The 20,658-nt window shown below is 34.2% G+C and carries 26 protein-coding genes and 1 pseudogene; 23 read left to right on the forward strand and 4 right to left on the reverse strand.

From position 1 onward, the window contains the following. Positions 1–78: 78 nt before the first annotated feature. Genes CHB72_RS00075 through CHB72_RS00085 form a run of 3 tightly spaced genes read left to right on the forward strand, consistent with a single transcriptional unit; the run spans position 79 to position 3,031 of the window. Positions 79–1,101: a CgeB family protein gene (locus CHB72_RS00075; protein WP_089280821.1), complete on the forward strand. Its 1,023-nt coding sequence runs from the start codon at positions 79–81 to the stop codon at positions 1,099–1,101. Beyond that, positions 1,098–2,048, forward strand: coding sequence for an NAD-dependent epimerase/dehydratase family protein (locus CHB72_RS00080; protein WP_242974988.1), 951 nt, complete (start codon positions 1,098–1,100; stop codon positions 2,046–2,048). The genes CHB72_RS00075 and CHB72_RS00080 overlap by 4 nt, the downstream gene beginning before the upstream one ends. Continuing rightward, entirely contained in the window at positions 2,045–3,031 is a 987-nt protein-coding gene (locus tag CHB72_RS00085) for a glycosyltransferase family protein (RefSeq protein WP_089280822.1), read from the forward strand. The genes CHB72_RS00080 and CHB72_RS00085 overlap by 4 nt, the downstream gene beginning before the upstream one ends. A 62-nt stretch (positions 3,032–3,093) precedes the next feature. Here the strand turns inward: CHB72_RS00085 and CHB72_RS00090 are convergent, their stop codons facing one another. Then, complete coding sequence (locus tag CHB72_RS00090) at positions 3,094–4,089, reverse strand: DUF4855 domain-containing protein (RefSeq protein ID WP_089280823.1); 996 nt, start codon at positions 4,087–4,089, stop codon at positions 3,094–3,096. A gap of 98 nt (positions 4,090–4,187) precedes the next feature. Here CHB72_RS00090 and CHB72_RS00095 point away from each other — a divergent pair, with 98 nt between their 5' ends. From CHB72_RS00095 to CHB72_RS27165, 7 genes and pseudogenes are all read left to right on the forward strand, one after another. Continuing rightward, the gene (locus tag CHB72_RS00095) at positions 4,188–5,171 is read left to right on the forward strand and encodes a glycosyltransferase (protein WP_089280824.1); all 984 of its coding nucleotides are present in this window, start codon (positions 4,188–4,190) and stop codon (positions 5,169–5,171) included. A 19-nt stretch (positions 5,172–5,190) separates the two neighbouring features. Further along, complete coding sequence (locus CHB72_RS00100) at positions 5,191–6,219, forward strand: glycosyltransferase (RefSeq protein ID WP_089280825.1); 1,029 nt, start codon at positions 5,191–5,193, stop codon at positions 6,217–6,219. 72 nt (positions 6,220–6,291) lie between these two features. Then, entirely contained in the window at positions 6,292–6,708 is a 417-nt protein-coding gene (locus CHB72_RS25785; protein WP_089280826.1) for a hypothetical protein, read from the forward strand. 361 nt (positions 6,709–7,069) lie between these two features. Then, the gene (locus tag CHB72_RS00110; RefSeq protein ID WP_089280827.1) at positions 7,070–8,137 is read left to right on the forward strand and encodes a glycosyltransferase family 4 protein; all 1,068 of its coding nucleotides are present in this window, start codon (positions 7,070–7,072) and stop codon (positions 8,135–8,137) included. Between the two features lie 121 nt (positions 8,138–8,258). After that, positions 8,259–9,002 carry a YheC/YheD family protein gene (locus CHB72_RS00115; protein WP_089280828.1) on the forward strand — a complete coding sequence of 248 codons (744 nt, stop codon included), beginning with the start codon at positions 8,259–8,261 and terminating at the stop codon, positions 9,000–9,002. Between the two features lie 51 nt (positions 9,003–9,053). Continuing rightward, positions 9,054–10,205 (forward strand): DegT/DnrJ/EryC1/StrS family aminotransferase, encoded by a 1,152-nt coding sequence (locus CHB72_RS00120; protein WP_089280829.1) that lies wholly within the window; start codon positions 9,054–9,056, stop codon positions 10,203–10,205. 238 nt (positions 10,206–10,443) lie between these two features. Then, positions 10,444–10,785: pseudogene (locus CHB72_RS27165) on the forward strand (sigma factor); the annotation flags it as partial. Between the two features lie 23 nt (positions 10,786–10,808). On the opposite strand, the gene CHB72_RS27170 reads toward CHB72_RS27165, so the two are convergent. The 3 genes from CHB72_RS27170 to CHB72_RS00140 all read right to left on the reverse strand — a co-directional run bounded on the left by CHB72_RS27170 (position 10,809) and on the right by CHB72_RS00140 (position 13,320). Next, the gene (locus CHB72_RS27170) at positions 10,809–12,470 is read right to left on the reverse strand and encodes a recombinase family protein (protein ID WP_089280831.1); all 1,662 of its coding nucleotides are present in this window, start codon (positions 12,468–12,470) and stop codon (positions 10,809–10,811) included. Positions 12,471–12,474: 4 nt separating this feature from the next. Beyond that, entirely contained in the window at positions 12,475–12,756 is a 282-nt protein-coding gene (locus CHB72_RS00135; RefSeq protein WP_089280832.1) for a helix-turn-helix domain-containing protein, read from the reverse strand. A 219-nt stretch (positions 12,757–12,975) separates the two neighbouring features. Then, on the reverse strand, positions 12,976–13,320 hold the full coding sequence (locus CHB72_RS00140) for a helix-turn-helix domain-containing protein (RefSeq protein ID WP_089280833.1): 345 nt from the start codon (positions 13,318–13,320) through the stop codon (positions 12,976–12,978). Positions 13,321–13,576: 256 nt separating this feature from the next. Between CHB72_RS00140 and CHB72_RS00145 the strand changes: the two genes are divergently transcribed. From CHB72_RS00145 to CHB72_RS00190, 13 genes are all read left to right on the forward strand, one after another. After that, a complete protein-coding gene (locus CHB72_RS00145) occupies positions 13,577–13,771 on the forward strand; it encodes a helix-turn-helix transcriptional regulator (protein ID WP_089280834.1) in 195 nt (64 codons plus the stop codon). 48 nt (positions 13,772–13,819) lie between these two features. Beyond that, the gene (locus CHB72_RS26125) at positions 13,820–13,975 is read left to right on the forward strand and encodes a hypothetical protein (RefSeq protein WP_176431106.1); all 156 of its coding nucleotides are present in this window, start codon (positions 13,820–13,822) and stop codon (positions 13,973–13,975) included. A 45-nt stretch (positions 13,976–14,020) separates the two neighbouring features. Then, a complete protein-coding gene (locus CHB72_RS00150) occupies positions 14,021–14,251 on the forward strand; it encodes a hypothetical protein (RefSeq protein ID WP_089280835.1) in 231 nt (76 codons plus the stop codon). Between the two features lie 28 nt (positions 14,252–14,279). Beyond that, on the forward strand, positions 14,280–14,426 hold the full coding sequence (locus CHB72_RS26130; protein WP_176431107.1) for a hypothetical protein: 147 nt from the start codon (positions 14,280–14,282) through the stop codon (positions 14,424–14,426). A 217-nt stretch (positions 14,427–14,643) separates the two neighbouring features. After that, the gene (locus tag CHB72_RS00155) at positions 14,644–15,336 is read left to right on the forward strand and encodes a Rha family transcriptional regulator (protein ID WP_176431108.1); all 693 of its coding nucleotides are present in this window, start codon (positions 14,644–14,646) and stop codon (positions 15,334–15,336) included. A gap of 147 nt (positions 15,337–15,483) precedes the next feature. Further along, positions 15,484–16,221 carry a BRO family protein gene (locus CHB72_RS00160; protein ID WP_176431109.1) on the forward strand — a complete coding sequence of 246 codons (738 nt, stop codon included), beginning with the start codon at positions 15,484–15,486 and terminating at the stop codon, positions 16,219–16,221. Beyond that, positions 16,202–16,366: a hypothetical protein gene (locus tag CHB72_RS26135; RefSeq protein ID WP_176431110.1), complete on the forward strand. Its 165-nt coding sequence runs from the start codon at positions 16,202–16,204 to the stop codon at positions 16,364–16,366. The genes CHB72_RS00160 and CHB72_RS26135 overlap by 20 nt, the downstream gene beginning before the upstream one ends. Before the next feature lie 186 nt (positions 16,367–16,552). Beyond that, complete coding sequence (locus tag CHB72_RS00165) at positions 16,553–16,756, forward strand: FHA domain-containing protein (protein ID WP_089280838.1); 204 nt, start codon at positions 16,553–16,555, stop codon at positions 16,754–16,756. Positions 16,757–16,786: 30 nt separating this feature from the next. After that, the gene (locus tag CHB72_RS00170; RefSeq protein WP_089280839.1) at positions 16,787–17,338 is read left to right on the forward strand and encodes a 3D domain-containing protein; all 552 of its coding nucleotides are present in this window, start codon (positions 16,787–16,789) and stop codon (positions 17,336–17,338) included. Positions 17,339–17,340: 2 nt separating this feature from the next. After that, complete coding sequence (locus CHB72_RS00175; RefSeq protein WP_089280840.1) at positions 17,341–17,718, forward strand: hypothetical protein; 378 nt, start codon at positions 17,341–17,343, stop codon at positions 17,716–17,718. An 11-nt stretch (positions 17,719–17,729) separates the two neighbouring features. Then, positions 17,730–19,316, forward strand: coding sequence for a PcfJ domain-containing protein (locus CHB72_RS00180; RefSeq protein ID WP_089280841.1), 1,587 nt, complete (start codon positions 17,730–17,732; stop codon positions 19,314–19,316). A 16-nt stretch (positions 19,317–19,332) separates the two neighbouring features. Continuing rightward, positions 19,333–20,325: a DUF3102 domain-containing protein gene (locus tag CHB72_RS00185; protein ID WP_089280842.1), complete on the forward strand. Its 993-nt coding sequence runs from the start codon at positions 19,333–19,335 to the stop codon at positions 20,323–20,325. A 45-nt stretch (positions 20,326–20,370) separates the two neighbouring features. Further along, complete coding sequence (locus tag CHB72_RS00190; protein ID WP_089280843.1) at positions 20,371–20,559, forward strand: hypothetical protein; 189 nt, start codon at positions 20,371–20,373, stop codon at positions 20,557–20,559. The last annotated feature ends 99 nt before the right edge of the window (positions 20,560–20,658 follow it).

Here is a 20,658-nt window from a genome sequence, read left to right on the forward strand (position 1 = left end):
GTAAAAATCATAAAATACAATATAGTATAGGTTTGTTTTTTTATCGGGAGCTACCTTTTTAAAGAGGAGAGAAAATATATGAAGGCTTACAAAATTCTATTCCTAGATCACCGTACCTATTGTATAAATAGTCTAGGAGATTCATTAGCCCAAATGGGTCATAAAATAATGTACCAGCCATCATGGGTACCTAAAGAAGTAGAGAGTGGGATTGCCTATTTTAAACCTGATATTCTAATTACTGTAGGCTATAACCGCAGGCTTTTTTCTCTGTTTGCTGATAGAATAGCTGGGTTATGTAAGAAATACGGACTTTTCCATCTATACTGGGCTACAGAAGATCTAATTAACCATAAAGATTGGTCACTTCCATATGTTCAACGTACTAGGCCAGATCTAGTGTGGAGCATTCACCCAGGTTGTATTAAGAAATACGAGAAACTAGGTATTCCCGCTAGTTATTTGAACTTTGGGTTTAATCCACGAATGTTTCCTAAAAAGAAAAGGGGCGCAAAAGAAATATATGATATTTCTTTTGTCGGCTCCGCACATCTTTTTAAAAAAACTTATCGTTATGATAGTCTTCAGCACCTACTATTTCCCTTGATAGAAATAGGGCAAAAGGTTCATATTTGGGGTTCGGATTGGCAAAAAAATGAAGCACTCATAGCAAAAGAGTTTGGAAAAACTGTCCCTCGTGATTGGTTGCAAGGATATCTTTTGTATGGAAAGTCTGGTTCTGTTTATTGCTCATCAAAAATTGTTTTAGGTGTGCAAAATGCTGTAGATCAGGTGTCACAGCGTACTTTTGAAATATTAGGATCAGGGGCATTTATGATTACCAGTAGAACCCAGGAAATTACAGAAATGTTTGAAGATAAAAAAGAGCTTGTTCTTACCAGTTCACCTGAAGAAACCATTGAACTGGTGCGATATTATCTCAATCGACCGGAATTAAGATATAAAATAGGGGCTAATGCTCATAGGAAAGTAATAGAAAATTACACTTATCGTCAACATATTACTAAAATTTGGCCAAAGGCAGAGTTCTTAATAAAATTAAAATGGAGAAAGGGTTTACAAAGGAGGGGAGTATTATGATTTTGGGAAGGGTATTGGTTACTGGTGGTGCAGGTTTTATAGGCTCCCAACTTATCAGGAAAATTTTGCCCATAAGTCAACATATTTATGTGATTGATAATTTATCAACTGGACGGAGAGAGGCGATACCCAACTCTCCAAAAATCACCTTTATTGAAGAAGATATAACCAATAAAAAAGTATTACAAAGTATTATGCCAAAGGTGGAATATGTTTTTCATTTAGCCTGTTCTAATATTATAAAGTCTGTTAATGACCTAGATTTAGATTTTCATACAAATTTATTTGGTGGATTTTTGATGCTCCAAAGTGCATATAGCCATTGCTCCAATTTAAAACGGTTTGTGTATACTTCTACGGCTTCTGTCTATGGTGATGCAGCTATTCTTCCCACATCAGAAAGCTATTATAATATTGAATTGCCTTATGCAGCAAGTAAGTTTTCTACTGAGCATTATTGTAGTGTCTATTATCATATGTATCAACTACCTGTTTCAGTGCTACGTTTATCAAATGTTTTTGGGTCAGGTCAAACTACCTCGAATCCATACTGTGGAGTAGTTGCTAAGTTTTTTGAAGCTGTTAGGAAAAATCAGCCTCTTATCATTTATGGGGATGGAGAGCAAACACGGGACTTCACTTTTATAGAAGATGTATTAGAAGCATTTTTGCTTGTAGCTATGGAGGAAAGAGCCATCGGTCAGGTATATAATATAGGAACAAGAGTAGAAACATCCATTTTAAAGTTGGCAAAGGAAGTTAAGAAAATCACTGAATCTCCAAAAAGCTTAATAGAATTTAAACAGAAACGACCAGTTGATATAGTAAGAAGACGAAATATAGATTCTTCAAAACTTCAAAGAGAACTACAGTGGAAGATTAAATATTCCCTTTCTGAAGGACTAGAAAAGACTTTTCAATGGTTGAAGGAGGAAGAAGGACTATGAAAATTTTTCACGGCATTGTTGAGATAGCTGGACAAATGGGGATTCTATGTGGTGGTTTAAAGAGAAAAGGAAACATAGCTGGTGCATATAATACCTTTCATTCCTATTTAGGATATCAGGATCACCTTATTAACACAAATGTCAATGAGTTACGAAAGACATTTAAGCATATTCTCAATTTTTATGATTTATTCCATTATCATTATAACACCAGTATAGAAGACCAATTTAGAGATTTACAAAAAATTAAAAAGAAAGGTAAAAAAGCAATCATGCATCACTGGGGAAATGATGTTCGCTTTCATGATATGGCCAGGGTAAATAATCCCTATGTGTATACAGGAGATTCACCACCTAATAAAGTGATTCATCGGAAGCTTTCAATCATCTCCAAATATGTCTCTGAAGCCATTGTCCAAGATTATGAGGTACTGCCCTATGTAGAGAAATATTATCAAAAGGTGCATATTTTACCATTAGCAATTGACCTGCGTAAATTTTCACCGTCGTACCCGGATATAACAAAAAAACGGCCTCTTATTTTACACGCACCTACGAATCCAGATTTTAAGGGGACTGTTTTTATAGAAAAGGCAATCGAAGAATTAAGAGCTACACACAGCTTTGACTATAGACGGATAGAAAAAATGAGCAATGCGGAAGTAGTTAAGCTCTATAAAGAAGCAGATATCATTGTGGATCAAGTCCGATGCGGCTCCTATGGTCTTTTAAGTGTAGAGTGTATGGCTCTGGGAAAACCAGTAATCACTTTTATACGTCCCGACGTGGCAAAGAGGTTTTCTCCTGAATTACCTATCGTGAATGGAAACCCGGACAATGTGAAGGAAAAAATAAAAATGTTATTAGAAAATCCTGGTGCAAGAGAGAATTTAGGGATTAGAGGGAGAAAGTATGTCGAGAAGGTTCACGAAAGAAGTGTCGTGGTAGATAAATTATTATCCATCTATTCTAAGCTAGACTAAAAAGGAGGTACTCAAAACAACTCCAGTACTAAGATAGGAGTTGTTTTGAGTAAGAGACTGATTTAATAAGGCATTTGTGGATAAGAAACCTTTGCATATATTCCTTTGATGAAGCTGTAGAGTCTAATATAATCCACCACTTTTTTTTCGCATACTTCTTTCAAATTCTGATTAGGGAAGTGATATACCAATAAACAGTCTCTCATGTAGTTATTGTACTGAGGTAGCCCTAAATTCAAATAGTCAATTAGATGTTTGTCATTAAAAATATTTCCTTTTCCATAGTAGATTTGCATGCCAGTATGATAAAATTTGGCAAAAGATGCAGTATGATTAATCCATTGGTAATCATAACTTGTGTTTCCATAGTAATTAGAGTTGAGACATGTTGCATTGAAGCCTAAATTTTTCCACTCTGTAACGTTATTGGTTCCATGATTAGGCAGCCACATGGTCAATAGGTTCTGCTGGTGGATATATTTATTAATATTTTTTACTAAGGAAGTATCTTGGTGGTTGATGGCATCCCTTTGCCACATAAAACCTCTAAAGATAAGTGTAGCGTGTAAATGAATTTCTTTTTTCCAACGCTCAAGAAAACTTTCAATCCACCATTTTAATGACCGGAATCTATCATTTTCTTGTTCAAAATTTAAACTATGGTTATTGATTATGCCAAAGTTATTCTGCAAGGGAAGGGGGTAGGGTAATGCTACCCAAATATCAAGCTGCCACTTACTTAGTGCAGCTGCATGAAAGTTAACATTTTTTTCGAAAAGATTATCAATAGCTAATTGCCAATCTACTTTATCAGCTAAGTCTCCAAAAGTGGCATATAGTGGATAGATATAGCGGTTTTCTCTTGTACTAATAGGGTTAAAAATGAACCCTCCAAACATGGTGTCAATGCTTTTTCCTTGTAAAATATAAGAAATATATGGTTCCAATTCTAGGGCAGTCCAATTCATGATTTTTTTGTCTGTCAAATCTCCACAAGGAAGCACAGCTAGATGATTTTTAATATTAAGTTGTTTAGCAGATAAATAATTAAGGTTCATAAAAATTCCTCCTCACAAGTTTTCTCTATACAGAATATGTAATAATAGAAAAAATGTTATGAGTAAGTATTCGAAGGAAGTTTAAGGAGGCGATAATCATGCAGATTGTTCATGCACCAACAGAAATTGCAGGTCAGATGGGCATTCTCTGTGAAGGGTTGCGGGCAAAGGGGCATTATTCAAGCGGCTATAATTGGTTTCATAGTTATCTAAAATACAGAGGCAGAATTATGAATACAGATGCTTATGAACTATCTAAACTTATTAATACTTTAGATAAATATAGTGATATAATACATTTTCACAATGGGAATACATTTTTCCGTCAATATCTAGATCTTTCTTATCTTCATGAGGCAGGAAAAAAAATAGTGATGCATCATTGGGGGAACGATGTTCGAAGCATGGCTAAGGTAAGGCAGCTTAACCCTTATGCTTTACCCAGTAGTTACTTGAGTGATGAAGAAATACACAATAACCTATCCATGTTATCAAAATATATCGATACGGCTATTGTTCAGGACTATGAAGTATATCCTTATGTAAAAGACTATTATAAAACTGTTCATGTGCTGCCTTTAGCATGTAAGATAAACGATTTACCAGTAAGCTATCCTGATATTAGCAAGAAAATATATAAAGTAATTCATGCTCCCACAAACCGAAGTTTTAAAGGTTCAGTTTATGTGGAGGCAGCGATCCACAAATTAAAACAAAACACTGAATTCATCTATCAAGCTATAGAAAATATGAGTCATGAAGAAGCCCTCCAGGCGTACAGGGAAGCAGATATTGTCATAGATCAGCTGATGTGTGGAAGCTATGGCATGCTTAGTGTAGAAGCCATGGCAATGGGTAAGGTGGTTATTGCTTTTATAAGAGAAGATGTAAGAAAAAATTTTCCTGTAGATTTACCTATAGTCAATTCAAAACCTGAAACAGTTTACGAAGTATTATCTGGACTTATCAATAATCCCAGTAGTTTAGCCCAAATAGGTCGTGCAAGTCGTGAGTATGTATTGAAGTATCATGAAATGGGTGTTGTGACAGATCAATTATGCAAGATATATCAACAACTTTAAAAGTTAGGAGGGATAGCCAATGTCATTTACTAACCCTAAAGTAGTGCATGTACCTTTGGAAATTGCTGGTCAAGTGGGGCTAATCTGTGAGTTTTTGAGAGAAGCAGGTTATAAGGCCTTTGGATTTAATTATTTCGATAACTATTTGAAATATGAAAGCATTTTTCAAACAGAAGCATATGAATTAATTAAAGTTCTCGAAAAATTTATTGACCATTATGATATATTTCACTTTCATAACGGTTATTCAGTAATGGAAGATTATAGAGATATTTGTATGATTAAAAAAGCTGGTAAAAAAATGATTATGCATCATCGTGGTAATGATGTTCGTTTTGAAACCCTTGCAAGGAAAGGTAAAAATTATATAAATCCCTATGTAAATACTGCAAACTATTTAAGCGATGAAGTAATTTCTCGGAATTTAAAATTTTTTGCTGAAACCATGGATGCTGCTATTGTTCAAGATTACGAATTGTATCAATATGTAATTGATTATTATCAAGAAAGGGGAAAACCAGTTTACGTATTACCTCGTCTGATTAACAATAAAATAATTCAACCATTTTATCCGAAAACAGATGCTAAATCCCCCATTATTGTTCATGCTCCAACACACAGAGGATTTAAAGGGTCAGATATTATTGAAGCAACAATCAATCGATTAAAACAAGAAAAATCATTGGTATATATTAATATAGAAGGGAAAAGTCATAAAGAAGCGCTAAAATGTTATCAGCAAGCAGATATAGTTATTGATCAAATATTATGTGGTGCCTATGGGAATGTAAGTGTAGAAGCTATGGCTCTGGGTAAAGCTGTTATTTGTTATATACGCCCAGACCTGATGAAAATGTATCCTGATGATTTGCCAATTGTTTCTGCAAACCCAGATAATTTATACGATCAACTAAAAAAGCTGGTTGAAGATTCTGAGAAACGTCATGAAATTGGGAAAGAAGGAAGAAGGTATGTAGAAAAGTACCATGAGGGCTCTAAGGTAATTAAACAATTAATTTCAATTTATGAAAACTTATTAAGAGGTTAAGTCATTGTATTCACTAATTTATTGGTAAGTAGATTATTATTTATTTTTCTATAATGAGGATGGTGATTTGATTTGGTTTCTCTTGAGAAAAAAATGTTCCTCCTACCCAAAAGACTTTTTGTTGTAAAGAATAAATTATTTGTTTCTTTTAACATGGGCAACATTCCTCGTGACATGAGGGTAACTTCTACGATTCTTCATCTGCCACTTCTCAAATCTGTGACACCCATCAATGCGTATATGAAGGAGATTATAACAGCATGGAATGAGAAAGGGATAAAAGTAGGAAATTTTCCCACCTGTTCTACTGTAAAACAGATATTGAAATGCGCTCCAATGCAGAGAGAATTGGTAGTTGATATCACTCCTTTTGGGAAAAAGTGGATTTTAAGCCGTAAATATAATCATGGTATCTATATTGAATTAGAAAAAAAGAATATTAAGTACCTTGAAAATAATCCTCCTTTTCTAATCGTAGACACTGTTTAATTAAATCTTTATTTGGTCACATGTGTCTAAGTATAAATCTTAGTGGTAGCTTTAAATATATTTTTACTGAAACCAGCAGGAAAATAATATTCCTGCTCTCTTTTATTTTTGTTGCCAGTTTTAGTTTTGAGCTTTTATAACCCTAGACAGCAGAGCATAATATATTCTTCTAAATCCTATTTACATAGGAGAAATTTAGCTTAACATCTATAAAGCAATATGCACTACCGACGCACTTATGCATATACTAATGATAGGCAGATGCTCATATTAAAGTATTTGCACATTTGTGACCACTGACAATCAAAAGTAAAGTAGTATAAAATCCCATTTAAAATGAGTTAGAAAGTAGGTGCTAATATTGCGGATATTATTTCTTTCTATTATCGCAAAGTGCGGTGTGTTTACCCATGTACAAGAGCTAGCCTTATATATGCAAAAACGCGGCATACAACCTGTTATAGGCCTAATTCATAACACAAATACCATACGCATGTTTAGATTAACTAGAAAAGATATGGAGACTATGGAAGAATCCTTAAATGGTATAAATCATTTTTTTTATGAATCTGGTGAAGACTTATTGCAAAAAATTAAAAATATGGAAGTAGATTTGATACATGCTCATTCACCTATCGTCTTATCAGCTGCTATAAAAGCTTCTAAGAAACTAGATATTCCCTATGTGATGACCCTCCATGGCATATCAAACTGGAGTAAGCTTCATGGCCCTGCAATGGAGCAGGCAAAAGGTATTATTGCTATTGGACCAGAGGTGGCAAAGTCAGCAGGTATTGATTATCAGAAGAAAATTCGGATTATATTTAATGGAATTGATACAGAACGCTATAGACCCGGAAAAACTAAAACAACGAATCAACCTTTACGAATTATTTGGATGGGTAGAACCAATGGCCCAACTGCAAGTGGGGTTACCTACCTGGCGAGAGCAATCCGTATTCTCAAGAAAAAAGGTATTCCTGTTGAAGGAAAAGTTGTTGGGTATGCTTTAGGCGCCAATATCGGTGATATGGAAAGGTGTGGCTGGGTACATGACCCTTTGCCATATTTACAATGGAGTCATATCGTATTTGCTCGAGGCCGTGCATTGAGAGAGGCAATGGCCTGTGGGAATGTGGGATTTCTGATAGGTCAAGGCTATGGGGGTATGGTTAGAAGAAAATGGTTTGAAAACGGGAAAAACCCTGTGCTTAGCGGCTCTCTCAAACATGGATATGCTAAATTAGATGCTTTGGAGATTGTAAAGGATGTACTTAATTTTCATCATCGTCGCGTTCAACTGGAAGGAGCAAGAAAAATGGCAAGAAAAATTGCAGAGGATAACTTTGATATAAAAAGAATGGTGGAGGAGACCTGTTTAGTTTATGAAGAAGCTCTTCAGCTCTATACTTCCCCAAAAAATGTGTAAAAAATAAAATAGTAGAAAGTCTATCACCTGCTTACAGCTTCAATATTATCTATAAAGTAAAGATAATTATTGAAATTAAGAAAATTGATTAAGAATTTTAAAGCATGGGAGGTAAAGTAGATTGAGAAATAAAATAAGGCAATATGATATTTTAACCAAGGACCCCATAGTAGCACAACATTTACCTGAAACCAATTGGTACCATTACAAGACTCTTAGGAGTATGTTAAATAAATATTCAATGATATACTTAAAGCCAAACGATAGGAGTGGGGGAAATGGTGTTATACGTGTAAAACTTATAAATAATAACAGATATGCAATTTCCTTTGAAAAAACTACAAAAAAGGTAGATAAAATAAACCTAGTACCGTCTTTAAAACAAATAATGATTAATCCCCCAAAATATATCATTCAACAAGGAATAGATTTAGCAACTTATCATAATAATCCATTTGACATGAGGATTGTATTGCAAAAAGTATGGGGAGCCTGGCGTGTTACTTTAACTTCGGCTAAGGTAGCTAGTTGTCAAGATGCTATAGTAACTAATGTAGCAAAAGGAGCTAAAGACTATTTGCTACACAAGGTTTTGCAAGAATATGATCAAAAACAAGATTTCATGGTCACTTTCCGAGAAATAATTGATTTATCGCATCAAATAGCTAGTGTTTTAGGAAATAAATTACCTATAACAATTGTTGGGCTAGATATGGCTATAGATAAATATGGAAAGATATGGTTTATAGAATCAAATGAAAAACCTGAATGTGGAAGATGTAAGCTTGTGAATGATATTTTATCTGTGGAAAAATACGAACAAGCCAGAAACATAATAAAACGTAGTCAAAAAATGGTGAAATAAGTAATCTATATATATTATTCATACATTAGTATAGAGGATAATTAGAAAGGAATGAGTAATTTGCTACTACAGAACAATCAAATAAATATCCCCAGCTTTACTCTTGTTCGCCAAAACAGCATGCTAGAGAAAGAGCTTCTTGAGTGTTTTTTACAAGTTGTTAATCAAGGGATATTCATACTCAATGAAAACGTAAAAGTCTTAGAAGACAAGGTATCGAATTTTTGTCAAGCTAATTATGGGATTGGTGTGGCCAGTGGGAGTGATGCTCTAGATTTATCTTTAATAGCCTGTGGAATAGGCCATGGAGACGAAGTTATTACAACTCCATTCACTTTTTTTGCTACCGCTGCCGCCATCAGCAGAGTGGGTGCTAAGCCAGTTTTTGTTGACATAGACCCTAAAACTTGGAATATTGATGTGAACTTGATAGAAGAAAAAATAACTTCAAAAACTAAGGCAATTATTCCTGTTCATTTGTTCGGTTGCCCAGTTGAAATGGATGCAATTATGCAAATTGCTAAGAAAAATAATCTTAGAGTTATAGAAGATGCAGCTCAAGCTATAGGAGCTCAGTATTGTGGAGAAAAAGTAGGTTCTTTCGGAGATACTGGTTGCTTTAGTTTTTTCCCAACTAAAAATCTAGGTGCTTTTGGTGATGGAGGAATGATTGTTACAAAAGATTCTAAAATTGCTGAAAAAATAAAGCTATTGAGGATTCATGGAGCGAAAAACAAATACTGTCACGATGTGTTAGGATTTAATAGTAGACTAGATGAATTACAAGCATCTATCCTAAATCTTAAGTTTAAATATATTGAACTTTGGACTCAGAGGCGTCGGGAACTTGCTATACTATATAATAATCTATTTCAAGAACATATAAGGACTGACAGATTCTCCATAAAACTTCCTCAAGAACCAGACTACGCTTACCATGTATATCATCAATACACAATCCAAACCAAGCAACGTGACGAACTACAAAATCATTTGAAAAGCTACGGGATTGCCTCTACAGTCTACTATCCAATTCCGTTACATTTGCAAAAAGTATATTCTTCTCTAGGCCACCACCAGGGTGATTTTCCAGTGAGTGAAGATGCTTGTAATGAGGTATTATCTTTGCCGATGTTTCCGGAGTTGACTAATGAAGAAGTAGAAATTATTGTAGATGCTATCACAAGCTTTTTTACAAGATAATTAGATTTTCTTTTTAATCAGGATAATTTAATTCCAACTAATCTAGTATATAGTTATACCCTGCTAACAGTTTAGTTAACGGGGTATTCTATTGTTCTAAAGCTTTTGAATAAGCGACAAATATATAAAGGACATAGATTGACATCCCTAAATTACTTCAGTACATGCACATATATATATCATGAAACATATTATTTAAAGTGACCTATTATATAGGTTTTTAAGGGGGATGATATATATGTGGGTTTTCTTAGCAGAATTACTCTCTGGGATAGTAAAACCTTTTATATTTGGTGTATCCTATGTATCTAGTAATATTTCTTTTCCCCAACCTCTAACACCAGAAGAAGAGGAGCTGTATCTGGAACGTTTTGAAGAGGGGGATGAAGAAGCAAGAAATATCTTGGTGGAAAGAAACCTAAGATTAGTAGCACATATTGTCAAGAAGTACGGCAATATTGGTTCTGACGTAGATGACTTAATTTCTATTGGAACCATTGGATTAATTAAGGGAATTACTACCTTTGATAGGAGCAAAGGAACAAGGCTGGCTACCTACGCCGCAAGATGTATAGAAAATGCTATCCCTCGCCAACGGAAACATTATTCCATTTCCGTTGGCGGCATTTGCTTTTTTTCTGAATTTGCACCAAACATAACCATTTCTGCATTCTTCCCATCCCACACTATTTTCTCAACAATGCTCTTGATAAATGTTCTCTTGGCTTCAACGTCTATCATATCTATAGTATCATCAAAAGATGAAAGCATATCCTTCATCACATCAAGGCTACTATTTTGAGATTGGTTCTTTTCGAGAGATTCTCTTGATTTCAATAAACCTTCTTTCATTTTTGAGGTTTGCTGATCCAATTCTTCAATCTGCTTAATAATATATTTAGCTGCAGAGGATGTTTGTCCCTGTGATAATGAGGAGACTAGGTTATTTATAGCCTGTTCATTATCTTTGATGTTCGCTTCTAGCATAGATATTTCATTTAAGATGGCATTCTCAGAAGTAATAAGTTTTAATTTATCAGCTTGAATATTTCCGTTTATGTCAGAATCGGACATGGTCATTTTTTTAATTTCATCAATTACCATTACATCGAGATCGTTCCCCTTGACATTACTAATATCACACCTAGTTCTTTTGCTCTTTTCCTTCATTTCACACATATAATAAAAAAGCTGCACTCCTTCTTTATTTTCTTTTCCCATTTTAGGTCGCATATAACTTCCACAATTACCACAGCGAATGACCCCGGATAATAGGCATGTATTGTTTTTGACTTTCCTAAAAGTCTTAGATTTATTTCTAACCAATAACCTTTGAGCCTTAATCCACTTTTCGCTAGGAATAATACCTTGGTGAGCTCCAATGGCCACAATCCACTCCGAAACATCTCTAAATCTACTAGATGAACCCTTTTTATCCTGATGTGTTTTATTGTAAGCCATTATTCCAAATTCTCCGGTGAATTCACTTTGATTTGCATAAACCTCATATCCGTTCTCTTTCATGAATTCATAAAGGGTTTTATCTGCAACTGCATAAACAGGATTAGAAAGTATGCTACGGATAGAATATCTAGCTAAATCAACGTTATTCTTACTTCTGATATTATTCATTATGCAAAATTGCTCTACTTTAGTAAGAGACTTTAATTCTATATATTTTTCAAAAATCAATTGAACTATCTCTAATTCCTCTAGAACGGGAGTAAGTTTAAACATTTTTCGCTCTTTTCCAGATGTATCTGAATACACTATCTGGTCACTGCAGTAACCAGTAGGGGTTACACCACCAAGCCAGCGACCTGTTTTAGCAAGTTGCAGCATATTGTCTCGAATTCTTTCTGCAGCAGTCTCTCTTTCAAGTTGAGCAAATACACTCGCTATATACATCATGGCTCGCCCCATAGGAGTAGAAGTATCGAACTGCTCTCTAATCGATACAAAGCTTATATTATTCTTTTGAAGATCTTCCATGGTAGAAGAAAAATCTCCAACACTTCTACTTAAACGGTCTAACCTATAACAAATTAAAACATCGAATTTTTTCTGTTTGGCATCTTTTAATAATAACTGAAATTGAGGTCGTTCTATATTTCCACCAGAGAAACCTTCATCCTCATAAATTAGAAAATTTTCTATAGCATTTAAATGTTTCTCAGCATATTCTTTACATAAAGCTATTTGATTTTCTGTAGATTCACCTTTGCCAGTGAATCTAGATTTACGAGAATATATAGCTATTTTCATCTCTTCACCTTCTTTTATATTTTTTGTATTGCTCTAATAATAGTTCTAATAACTGAAAGGGGCTTACTTTTAAGATTTTAGCTAATTTAAGGAAGTTTCTCATAGTTAAACCTTCAATATCTCCGTTCTCAATTCTGCTTATATATACTTGTGTAACTCCCATCATTTTTGCTAGATGCTTCTGTGTTACGCCCATTTCTATTCTTATTTTTTTCAAATTGGCATCACTTCCGATTGTATAATTAATAATTCTAATTATCACGAAAATTGTCGGAAATTGCCACATGTAAAAGCTTCCAAATGTCAGAAAGTGTCAGAAAGTGTCTAAAATATAACTGCTAGTTATATTTTAGATGATATAATTAACTTAAAGAAACATAAGGGAGGGAGATAGATGAATATAGAGTTATTAAAACGAGAAATAGGGGAAATTAAAGAAGAAAACAAAAAGTTAAAGGAATTAATAACTAAAATAATTAAATTTCTTGAGGGGTAGGGGTAATCCCTATTCCTCTAAATAGGCATTTATCATCTTAAACAATTTGTCTTTTTCTTCTTGCGGCAATTGTCTTATTTTGGGCTTAAGTCTTTCTATTTCTATTTCTAACTCATCCACAGTGTAATTAGAAGGATTTTCTTTTATTATAAAAGATTCGGATTCCCCCAGTAATTCACTTACTTCTACATTCAAAGCACTTGCTATTTTCCTTAAATTATCTAATCTAGGGTTCCTTCTTTCGTTTTCGATATCTGAAATAAAAGAAATAGATAAATCAGTTTTCTTTGATAGTTCCTTTAATGTTAATTTGTTTTCTTTTCTTAATTCTCTGATTTTATGTCCAATATTCATTATACGAACTCCTTTCTGGTTATTAGCTACATTATAATATTTTACGCTACAAGTGTAAAGATGTATTTTTTGCGTAAAACGCTGAAAAGTCTTGAAATTATTAGAAAAAGTAAGTAACACTTATTTATTCGCTCTATTTCGATATATATTGAATAATAAAGGGATATCCTAGATTTGTAATTACTCTTCTCGCGTAATATAATTATACGCAAGAAGAGTAATTTTTATACATGATTTTCAGAAAAGAGGTGTGGGTATGAACGAAAATTTCAGAGAAATAATGCGAGAAAAAAGAGAGAAAAGAAACATGACACAAACCAAATTAGCTAAATCAATTGGCAAAAGCCCTCAATTAATTTGTGATATAGAAGCAGGAAGAAAAAGTCCAGGACGTGATACATTAATTGCTATTTTTAAAGTGTTGAACATGTCTTTGGACGATATTTTTTAAACTCAAATTACGCTTGTGGAGTATAAATTAGAAAGGAGACTTGTTTTTATGGATAAATACTTTAACGACTTTAAAAAAATTAGTAGGTTAGAAAAAGAAATTACAATTTTAAAAGAAGAAAATTTAGAACTTAAAAAAATACTCAAAGAAGTTATGGTAACGGTATATAAAGTTACACCCGAACATTTTGGAAATAGCGAATAATACAACCTATCAATTTAATATGTTTTATTAGCGGGGGTGGATGATATGGGAAAAGCGATAGGTATCAAAGTCAAGAATTTTGATACAAAAGCTGATAGAAAGTATTTTACTCAAAAATGCAGTCAGTTTTGGCTAGAAGTTATTTCAGAGCAAATTAATGCATTGCCAGTAAATCATGATAAAAAAATAGAATTTGCTAAAGAAGTAGTAGAAGAAGTACATAGGAAGATGGAAAAGAAAAAGAATGCAGCAACTGTTACAATTTCATGCAACTAAACAATCCAAAAACAAAGGAGGACAAAGGATGAAAGATATATCATTAGTAGAAGAAAAAAAGGATGAGGCTCTGTGTGAGCTACTTAAAAGATTAAAAAAAGAGGCAACCAGAGAGCCAATTAATACGTTAGCAGTTGAGAGTTTATCGGTTGCCATTAAAAATTTAAGGTCTTAATTTTTACAAGCATTTTCTAAAAACAATACTAAAAGGCATTTTCCGTTTTGAAGCAACTTGCAATCAGGATGACATTGCTTATAGCTATCAGAACATGCAGATAAAGGACAAACAATCTGTCATGACAAAACAATCACCCCCTTTCAAGCAAATTTTACCATTAAGGGATAAGGTGGGACAAGCAGTAACCAAATAAACGATGATAGGAGGAAAAAAGATGAAAGATTTGATTGTAAGCAAAGTCAGTTTAGATAGTAGAGAAGTAGCTGATATGGTAGGAAAGGAGCATAGTGAATTACTTAAAGATATAAGGAGATATATCGATTATCTAGCCGCAGGGAATTTTCCCTTGGGCGAATTTTTCACAGAGAGCACATACAAAGATAGGAATAACCAAGAAAGGCCTAACTATCAAATCACTAAAAAAGGCTGTGAATTCATTGCCCATAAGCTTACTGGACAGAAGGGTGCTGTTTTTACTGCTAAATACATTAATAAATTTCATGATATGGAGCAACTATTACAACAACCTAAAAAGTTGTCAGCATTAGAACAATTAAGATTGCAATATGAAGTAGTGGAAGAACATGAGCAAAGGCTATCTAAGCTTGAGGGAAACATGACTATTGATTATGGACAGCAAAGAGAATTACAGGTACTAGCACAATCAGTAGCTTTAAAAATTATCGGAGGGAAAGGTAGTCCAGCTTATATAGATAAAGGAATAAGAACTACTGCTTTTTCGCAGATATGGAAGGATTTTAAAGATTATTTTCAAGTAAGTAGTTACAGAAACACACCTAGAATTGAGAATGAAAAAGCTAAGGAATATCTTAAAACGTGGAATCCGAGCGGTAAGCTCTTAAGAGAGATAGAAATAGCAAATCGTCAGGATAGAATAGATATTTAGACTATTTTAAGGAGGTTGGATAGAAGTTATCAAATCTCATCCAATAGAACTTACAGAAGAACAATTCTTAGACTGGGTAGAACCAGCAATACCTTATTTAGCAAATATCTTAATTGAGGCAATGAAAAAGAAAAGGAGTGAAAAATCTTGAAACACGGAAGAAGATTGACTAAAAAGCAAATAGGTAGAGCTTTAGACTATTCAGACGCTCAAAAAGCTATAGACAACTTACATAAACGACACAAAGAAAGGCTGGATAAATTTTCAGTTACCCTCAAATTGAGGGGTACTGATGGGAAAGAATACAACACAACAGTTTATTCACCCAAAGGGTTATATGAAATATGTCGTTGGAGTAGACAACCTAAAGCAGATGCATTTATGGATTGGGTATGGGATATAATTGAATCTCTCCGTAAACCTATCAAATTAGCACCTCCTAATCCTGCTTGGTATATAAAGTGGTACAAAGGACTCCCAATAGTAACGTTACATGATTTCAAAGTATTGACTGGACTTGATTTACATGGCATGGAACCATTTTTTAGATTAAAACACTTTACTCCTGCTGTAGATTATAATGGATTAGGTCAAGGACCATTAAGACAGGAGTTTGAACGAGTAAACAATGTGCATTACGAAGAAGAAACATTTATCTACATGTACGCTTCTGGTGTAAAAAAGGCACTAAGAATCCTTGCAAACGACAGAAAGTTGAATATGAGCCTAGCAGCAGTATCAAAATCCATTACTGATAGTTTGTGCCAAGCAGAAAGAACCGTAAAAGGCAAGGAGACAGGTGGGACAAGAGGAGGAATCAACAAAATAACAGTATTAAGAGAGAAGGTAGAGGGGAGGTGTAGCAGTGAAAGCATTGACAACTAAAATCAAGAAGTTAATCGAGGCTATAGGAGTTGATGAAGCAATGGAAAACATTGAGCAGATGGTACATCATCAGCAGATTGAAACCTTTGGAGAATTAGAGGATGCCATAGAGGAAGAATTGATTTTGCTGGAGGTGGAAATTTGAGAATAACAGCTTTTAGTGGAAGTATGAAAGACTTTAAACTTTATCTACTAGCTAGAAGGACATATCTAAAAATAGAAAAAGCTCTTGCCGCCACCAAGCAAACAAGAGCTTAAAACATATCACTACTTAGAGTATATCACAAAGTTTGAAATAAATTCAATATGGAAATTAAAGGGGGAAACCTTCATGGAAAATCCTTGGACAACAGTTTGTGTACACATATCAGAGTGTGAAAAAATTGCAATCAAGGTAGAGGAAATAACAGAAGAAGATGGCAACATTTATTACATTATAAATTTTGGTTCTACTGCAACCTTATTCCTGAATCATGAACAGCTTAAAACTATAAACCTGCAAAGTGGCCAACTACTGAATAAGGATAAGCAGTAGTTGAAGTGAAAGAGTTAAGGGGGAGATACTTTGAAAATCAAATCAAATGGGGCTATCAACCTAATATATATACTTGTTTTGCTTATGGTGGTAGTTGGATTTCGAACTATCATCAGTGAAAGACAAAAGCAGATTTCCATGATGTATGAAAGAAATAACCAGCTACTTGAGGAACTTAAAGCATTGCAGCATAAAAAGGAGATACTAGAGGGGATTTTGCTTAAAGATAAAAAGCGAATCAATGGATTAGAGGAAGAGGTAGAAAGACTACGAGTTATAAGAGCTAGAGTAACAGCATACTCTCCAATGGACAACGTATCAGGAATATGTGCTGATGAGGACCCAAGCATCACTGCGACAGGGACTACACCTACAATAGGGGTGGCTGCAGCAGATCCGGACAAGCTTGAATACGGAACCAAACTATATATACCTGGCTATGGCAATGCAGTTATAGAGGACACCGGAGCAGCCCTAAGGAGAGGAAAAGATTTAAGGTTAGACATAGTAATGAATTCCCATAAAGAGGCTGTTGAGTGGGGAGTAAAAGAATTAGATGTAATTTTACAAAGGAGGAATTAGCGATGCTTGAAAAAGCAATTGAAAAGATAAGAAGTGAAGTGAATCAGAACAGCAATAACTCATATAACCAGGTGATCGGAGAGCTTCTTTTAAAGCATCTAAACAAAAACCCAGAGGCAGCAGAGAAAATTCTAGCAGAGGGCAAAACCATAGCCAAAAGCTTAGATGCAATGAAAAAGGTTGCAGGAAAAAAGAAAACAGGAAACTTTGCAATGCTAACCCTAGAGGAAGGATTTAAAGCAGTTCTGGACTATTACGGTATAAAAGCGGAAGTAAAAATAGAGGTTCCAGAACCACCAGAGTTAGTTAGTGTTGATAGTAAGCCAGCTGTAGAAAAGAAGAAGATAGACTTTGATATTAAGCTTGAAGAGTTATTGTAGGAGGTGTGGATATGCCAGAATTAGCAAAACAGGAAGCAAAGAATTATTTAGCTCACTTTCCTAAAAAGATTAGTAAAGAGCTAGTTGATTATGTTACCAACGAAGTACTTTTAAGCAGTCGGTACATATTTACCCATAGGGTAAAGAAACAGCAATATGGCTATTGTACACACTGTAGAAAAGAATTTAAGACTAAGAGTTTAAAGCACAATGAGAAGACTACATGTCCAGAATGTAACAGCTGGTGCATTATAAAGGCCAGTGGACGTGGCAGAAAGCAAATGGTAGATGAAGGATACTTTACATGGTATGAAAAATCCGTAAAAAATCCCAAGGCAATAGTAGCTAGAGGAATAAATGTGATCAGAGATTATAGAGGGGATTACAAAAATGTTGAAACTAAATTTCACAACGAAGTATGGTACATTTTTGACTTTGATATGGAAGACGGACCGATTATGTTCAGGGAATGCACATGGTGGGGGAAATGGGTTCACGGAAAAAGAGGATATGAACGGATTCAAAATGTACATTGCTATTTTTATCAATTCAATCGATCCTATATAGATTATGTAGGATATTCCGTAGAAAGTATCAAAGCAGCTGTAAAAGATACACCTTACAGCTGGAGTGGATGGGAGCAATATGATCATAAGGACATGGTGGAGTTTTTTGCTCTATACACAAAATATCCTTGCATAGAGTATCTAACAAAGCTAGGATTCAGCAATCTAGTTAGAGGCAAATTGCAGGGAGACAGGACATACAGTGCTATAAATTGGAGAGGGAAAAACTTATTTAGTGTTCTAAAAATTGATAAAAAAGATTTAACTGAGATTAATGAACTCAAAAGAAAAGGAATCAAAATCAATATAACATTTGTTTTTCTCAGAATACTTCAAATGGCGAAAAAGAACAAGTGGAATCTGTCTGTAGAAGAAGCACTTGAGCTAAAAGAAGACTATGAATACTGTTTCGATGAATTAAAAGTGGTGGCTCAATACACAACTGGCAGGAAAATTATGAACTATATCGATAAGCAGAGGAAAAAAGATATAAAACACTTAAATTCAAAGCCTCAAATACTCACTACATGGAGAGACTACATCGAAGATTGCATTAAACTTCAAAAAGACCTCACAAAAGAAAATGTGTTATTTCCTAAAAATATTTATACAGCTCATCAAAATACTATCAAACAAGTAAAAATCAAAGAAAATGAAGAATTCAACAAAAAAATCCAAGAGAGATCTAGGAAACTAAAAAATCTAAAATTTGAATACAAAAACCTGATGGTTAGGCCAGCAGAAAGCTCACTGGAATTAATAGAAGAAGGAAAAGCCCTTAACCATTGTGTCGGAAATTATGCTGAAAGGTATGCAAAGGGAGAAACAGCGATATTATTTATCAGAAAAATTAATGAACCTAATAAATCATATTTCACTGTAGAGGTGCGAGAAAACAGGGTGGCTCAAGTGAGAGGCAAGAACAATTGCAACCCCAATGATGAAGCAAAAGAATTTATAGAAGTCTTTACGGAAGAGAAATTAAACAAGAAAAGCAAGAAAAATAAAGAAAAGATAGCTATTCCAGCATAGACAAGGAGGAGAGAGGATGAACCAAGTTACCATAAACAGGACCCCCGACCTTATAGCAGCTGAAATAAACAATATAAAAAACCAAACTAGAAAAATAGTACTATATAACAGTATTGAGATAGGCCGGAGGCTTACAGAGGCTAAAACCTTGATTTCACATGGGGAATGGGGCAAGTGGTTAGAGGAATCAGTTGATTATTCTCAAAGTACGGCAAATAATTTAATGCGGATTTTTCAGGAATATGGAGCAGATCAAATAAGCCTTTTAGGAGAGGCAAAATCCCAAGCGTTTGGGAATTTAAGCTATTCACAGGCAGTTGCACTCTTAGGTGTACCCAAAGAAGAAAGGGAACAATTCATAGAAGAGAATGAAGTAGAGAATATGTCTACTAGAGAACTTCAAAGAGCTATCAAGGAAAAAGAGCAGGCTATTAAGGAAAAGCAAGAATTAGAACTAAAGTTAGAAACTACCAAAAAAGAAGTGGAAACAAAGCATCAATTATATGAAACAGTCTCAAAAAGCTATAACAGACTAGAGGAAACAAATAAAGAACATTATCAAAGAGCAGAAAACCTTCATATAGAACTTGAATTAACAAAGAAGAAACTTCAAGAAGCTGAAGCATCCGGTGATAGTGAAGAGGTTGAAGAGTTAGAGGCATCATTGAAAAAAACTCAGGAAGAATTGAATGATTATAAAAGGAAAATAGAGGAGTTGGAAAAGCAGCTGCAGGAAAAACCTGTAGAAGTGAATGCAGAAACCATTGTTGAAAAAATTCCTGAGGAAATAGAAAAAGAGTTAAATGAGCTGAGAAAAAAAGCAAGCCAAAGCAATGAAAGCAGTAAAACTAAAGTAGAATTTTCGGTGCATTTTAAAGTGTTAGTCAAAGACTTTAATGACCTGTTAGATTCCTTAGAGGAAATAAGAGCATCAGAAGGTCAAGAGGATTTTGAAAAACATAAGAATGCTGTCATTAAGTTAATGGATAAGATGAAAGAAAACTTATGAATACCAGGACTAAAGGTGGCACAGATCATCGGAGGTGAAGATGACATGGAGAAGCCATTGCCTAAAAAAATAAAAATTGTTAGGGTCATAAGAGCAACATTCTGGTACTCAAAATCAATAGGAATCGTCCTTGGGGTAGTAGGTACCTGGAGAGAAAACTATTTAACGGATTATATGAATAAGAGAGGACTATACATGGTTGATTTTGAGGATTGTGAAATAGTTGAAGAATAAGATTTTCAAAAATAAGGCACAGAAAAAACACATTACGCTACCGGCAAAGTAAGAGTAATGTGTTTTCTATCAGAGGTTAAGAAAAACCTTTAATTCAAT

Source organism: Anaerovirgula multivorans, assembly GCF_900188145.1.
In the GTDB taxonomy this organism is placed as follows: domain Bacteria; phylum Bacillota; class Clostridia; order Peptostreptococcales; family Natronincolaceae; genus Anaerovirgula; species Anaerovirgula multivorans.

Coding starts and splice junctions, on each gene's coding strand:
- CHB72_RS00075 (WP_089280821.1), top strand. CDS start 79: ATGAAGGCTTACAAAATTCTATTCCTAGATCACCGTACCTATTGTATA.
- CHB72_RS00080 (WP_242974988.1), top strand. CDS start 1,098: ATGATTTTGGGAAGGGTATTGGTTACTGGTGGTGCAGGTTTTATAGGC.
- CHB72_RS00085 (WP_089280822.1), top strand. CDS start 2,045: ATGAAAATTTTTCACGGCATTGTTGAGATAGCTGGACAAATGGGGATT.
- CHB72_RS00090 (WP_089280823.1), bottom strand. CDS start 4,089: ATGAACCTTAATTATTTATCTGCTAAACAACTTAATATTAAAAATCAT.
- CHB72_RS00095 (WP_089280824.1), top strand. CDS start 4,188: ATGCAGATTGTTCATGCACCAACAGAAATTGCAGGTCAGATGGGCATT.
- CHB72_RS00100 (WP_089280825.1), top strand. CDS start 5,191: ATGTCATTTACTAACCCTAAAGTAGTGCATGTACCTTTGGAAATTGCT.
- CHB72_RS00120 (WP_089280829.1), top strand. CDS start 9,054: ATGAGTAATTTGCTACTACAGAACAATCAAATAAATATCCCCAGCTTT.
- CHB72_RS27170 (WP_089280831.1), bottom strand. CDS start 12,470: ATGAAAATAGCTATATATTCTCGTAAATCTAGATTCACTGGCAAAGGT.
- CHB72_RS00135 (WP_089280832.1), bottom strand. CDS start 12,756: ATGTGGCAATTTCCGACAATTTTCGTGATAATTAGAATTATTAATTAT.
- CHB72_RS00140 (WP_089280833.1), bottom strand. CDS start 13,320: ATGAATATTGGACATAAAATCAGAGAATTAAGAAAAGAAAACAAATTA.
- CHB72_RS00145 (WP_089280834.1), top strand. CDS start 13,577: ATGAACGAAAATTTCAGAGAAATAATGCGAGAAAAAAGAGAGAAAAGA.
- CHB72_RS26125 (WP_176431106.1), top strand. CDS start 13,820: ATGGATAAATACTTTAACGACTTTAAAAAAATTAGTAGGTTAGAAAAA.
- CHB72_RS00150 (WP_089280835.1), top strand. CDS start 14,021: ATGGGAAAAGCGATAGGTATCAAAGTCAAGAATTTTGATACAAAAGCT.
- CHB72_RS26130 (WP_176431107.1), top strand. CDS start 14,280: ATGAAAGATATATCATTAGTAGAAGAAAAAAAGGATGAGGCTCTGTGT.
- CHB72_RS00155 (WP_176431108.1), top strand. CDS start 14,644: ATGAAAGATTTGATTGTAAGCAAAGTCAGTTTAGATAGTAGAGAAGTA.
- CHB72_RS00165 (WP_089280838.1), top strand. CDS start 16,553: ATGGAAAATCCTTGGACAACAGTTTGTGTACACATATCAGAGTGTGAA.
- CHB72_RS00175 (WP_089280840.1), top strand. CDS start 17,341: ATGCTTGAAAAAGCAATTGAAAAGATAAGAAGTGAAGTGAATCAGAAC.
- CHB72_RS00180 (WP_089280841.1), top strand. CDS start 17,730: ATGCCAGAATTAGCAAAACAGGAAGCAAAGAATTATTTAGCTCACTTT.
- CHB72_RS00185 (WP_089280842.1), top strand. CDS start 19,333: ATGAACCAAGTTACCATAAACAGGACCCCCGACCTTATAGCAGCTGAA.
- CHB72_RS00190 (WP_089280843.1), top strand. CDS start 20,371: ATGGAGAAGCCATTGCCTAAAAAAATAAAAATTGTTAGGGTCATAAGA.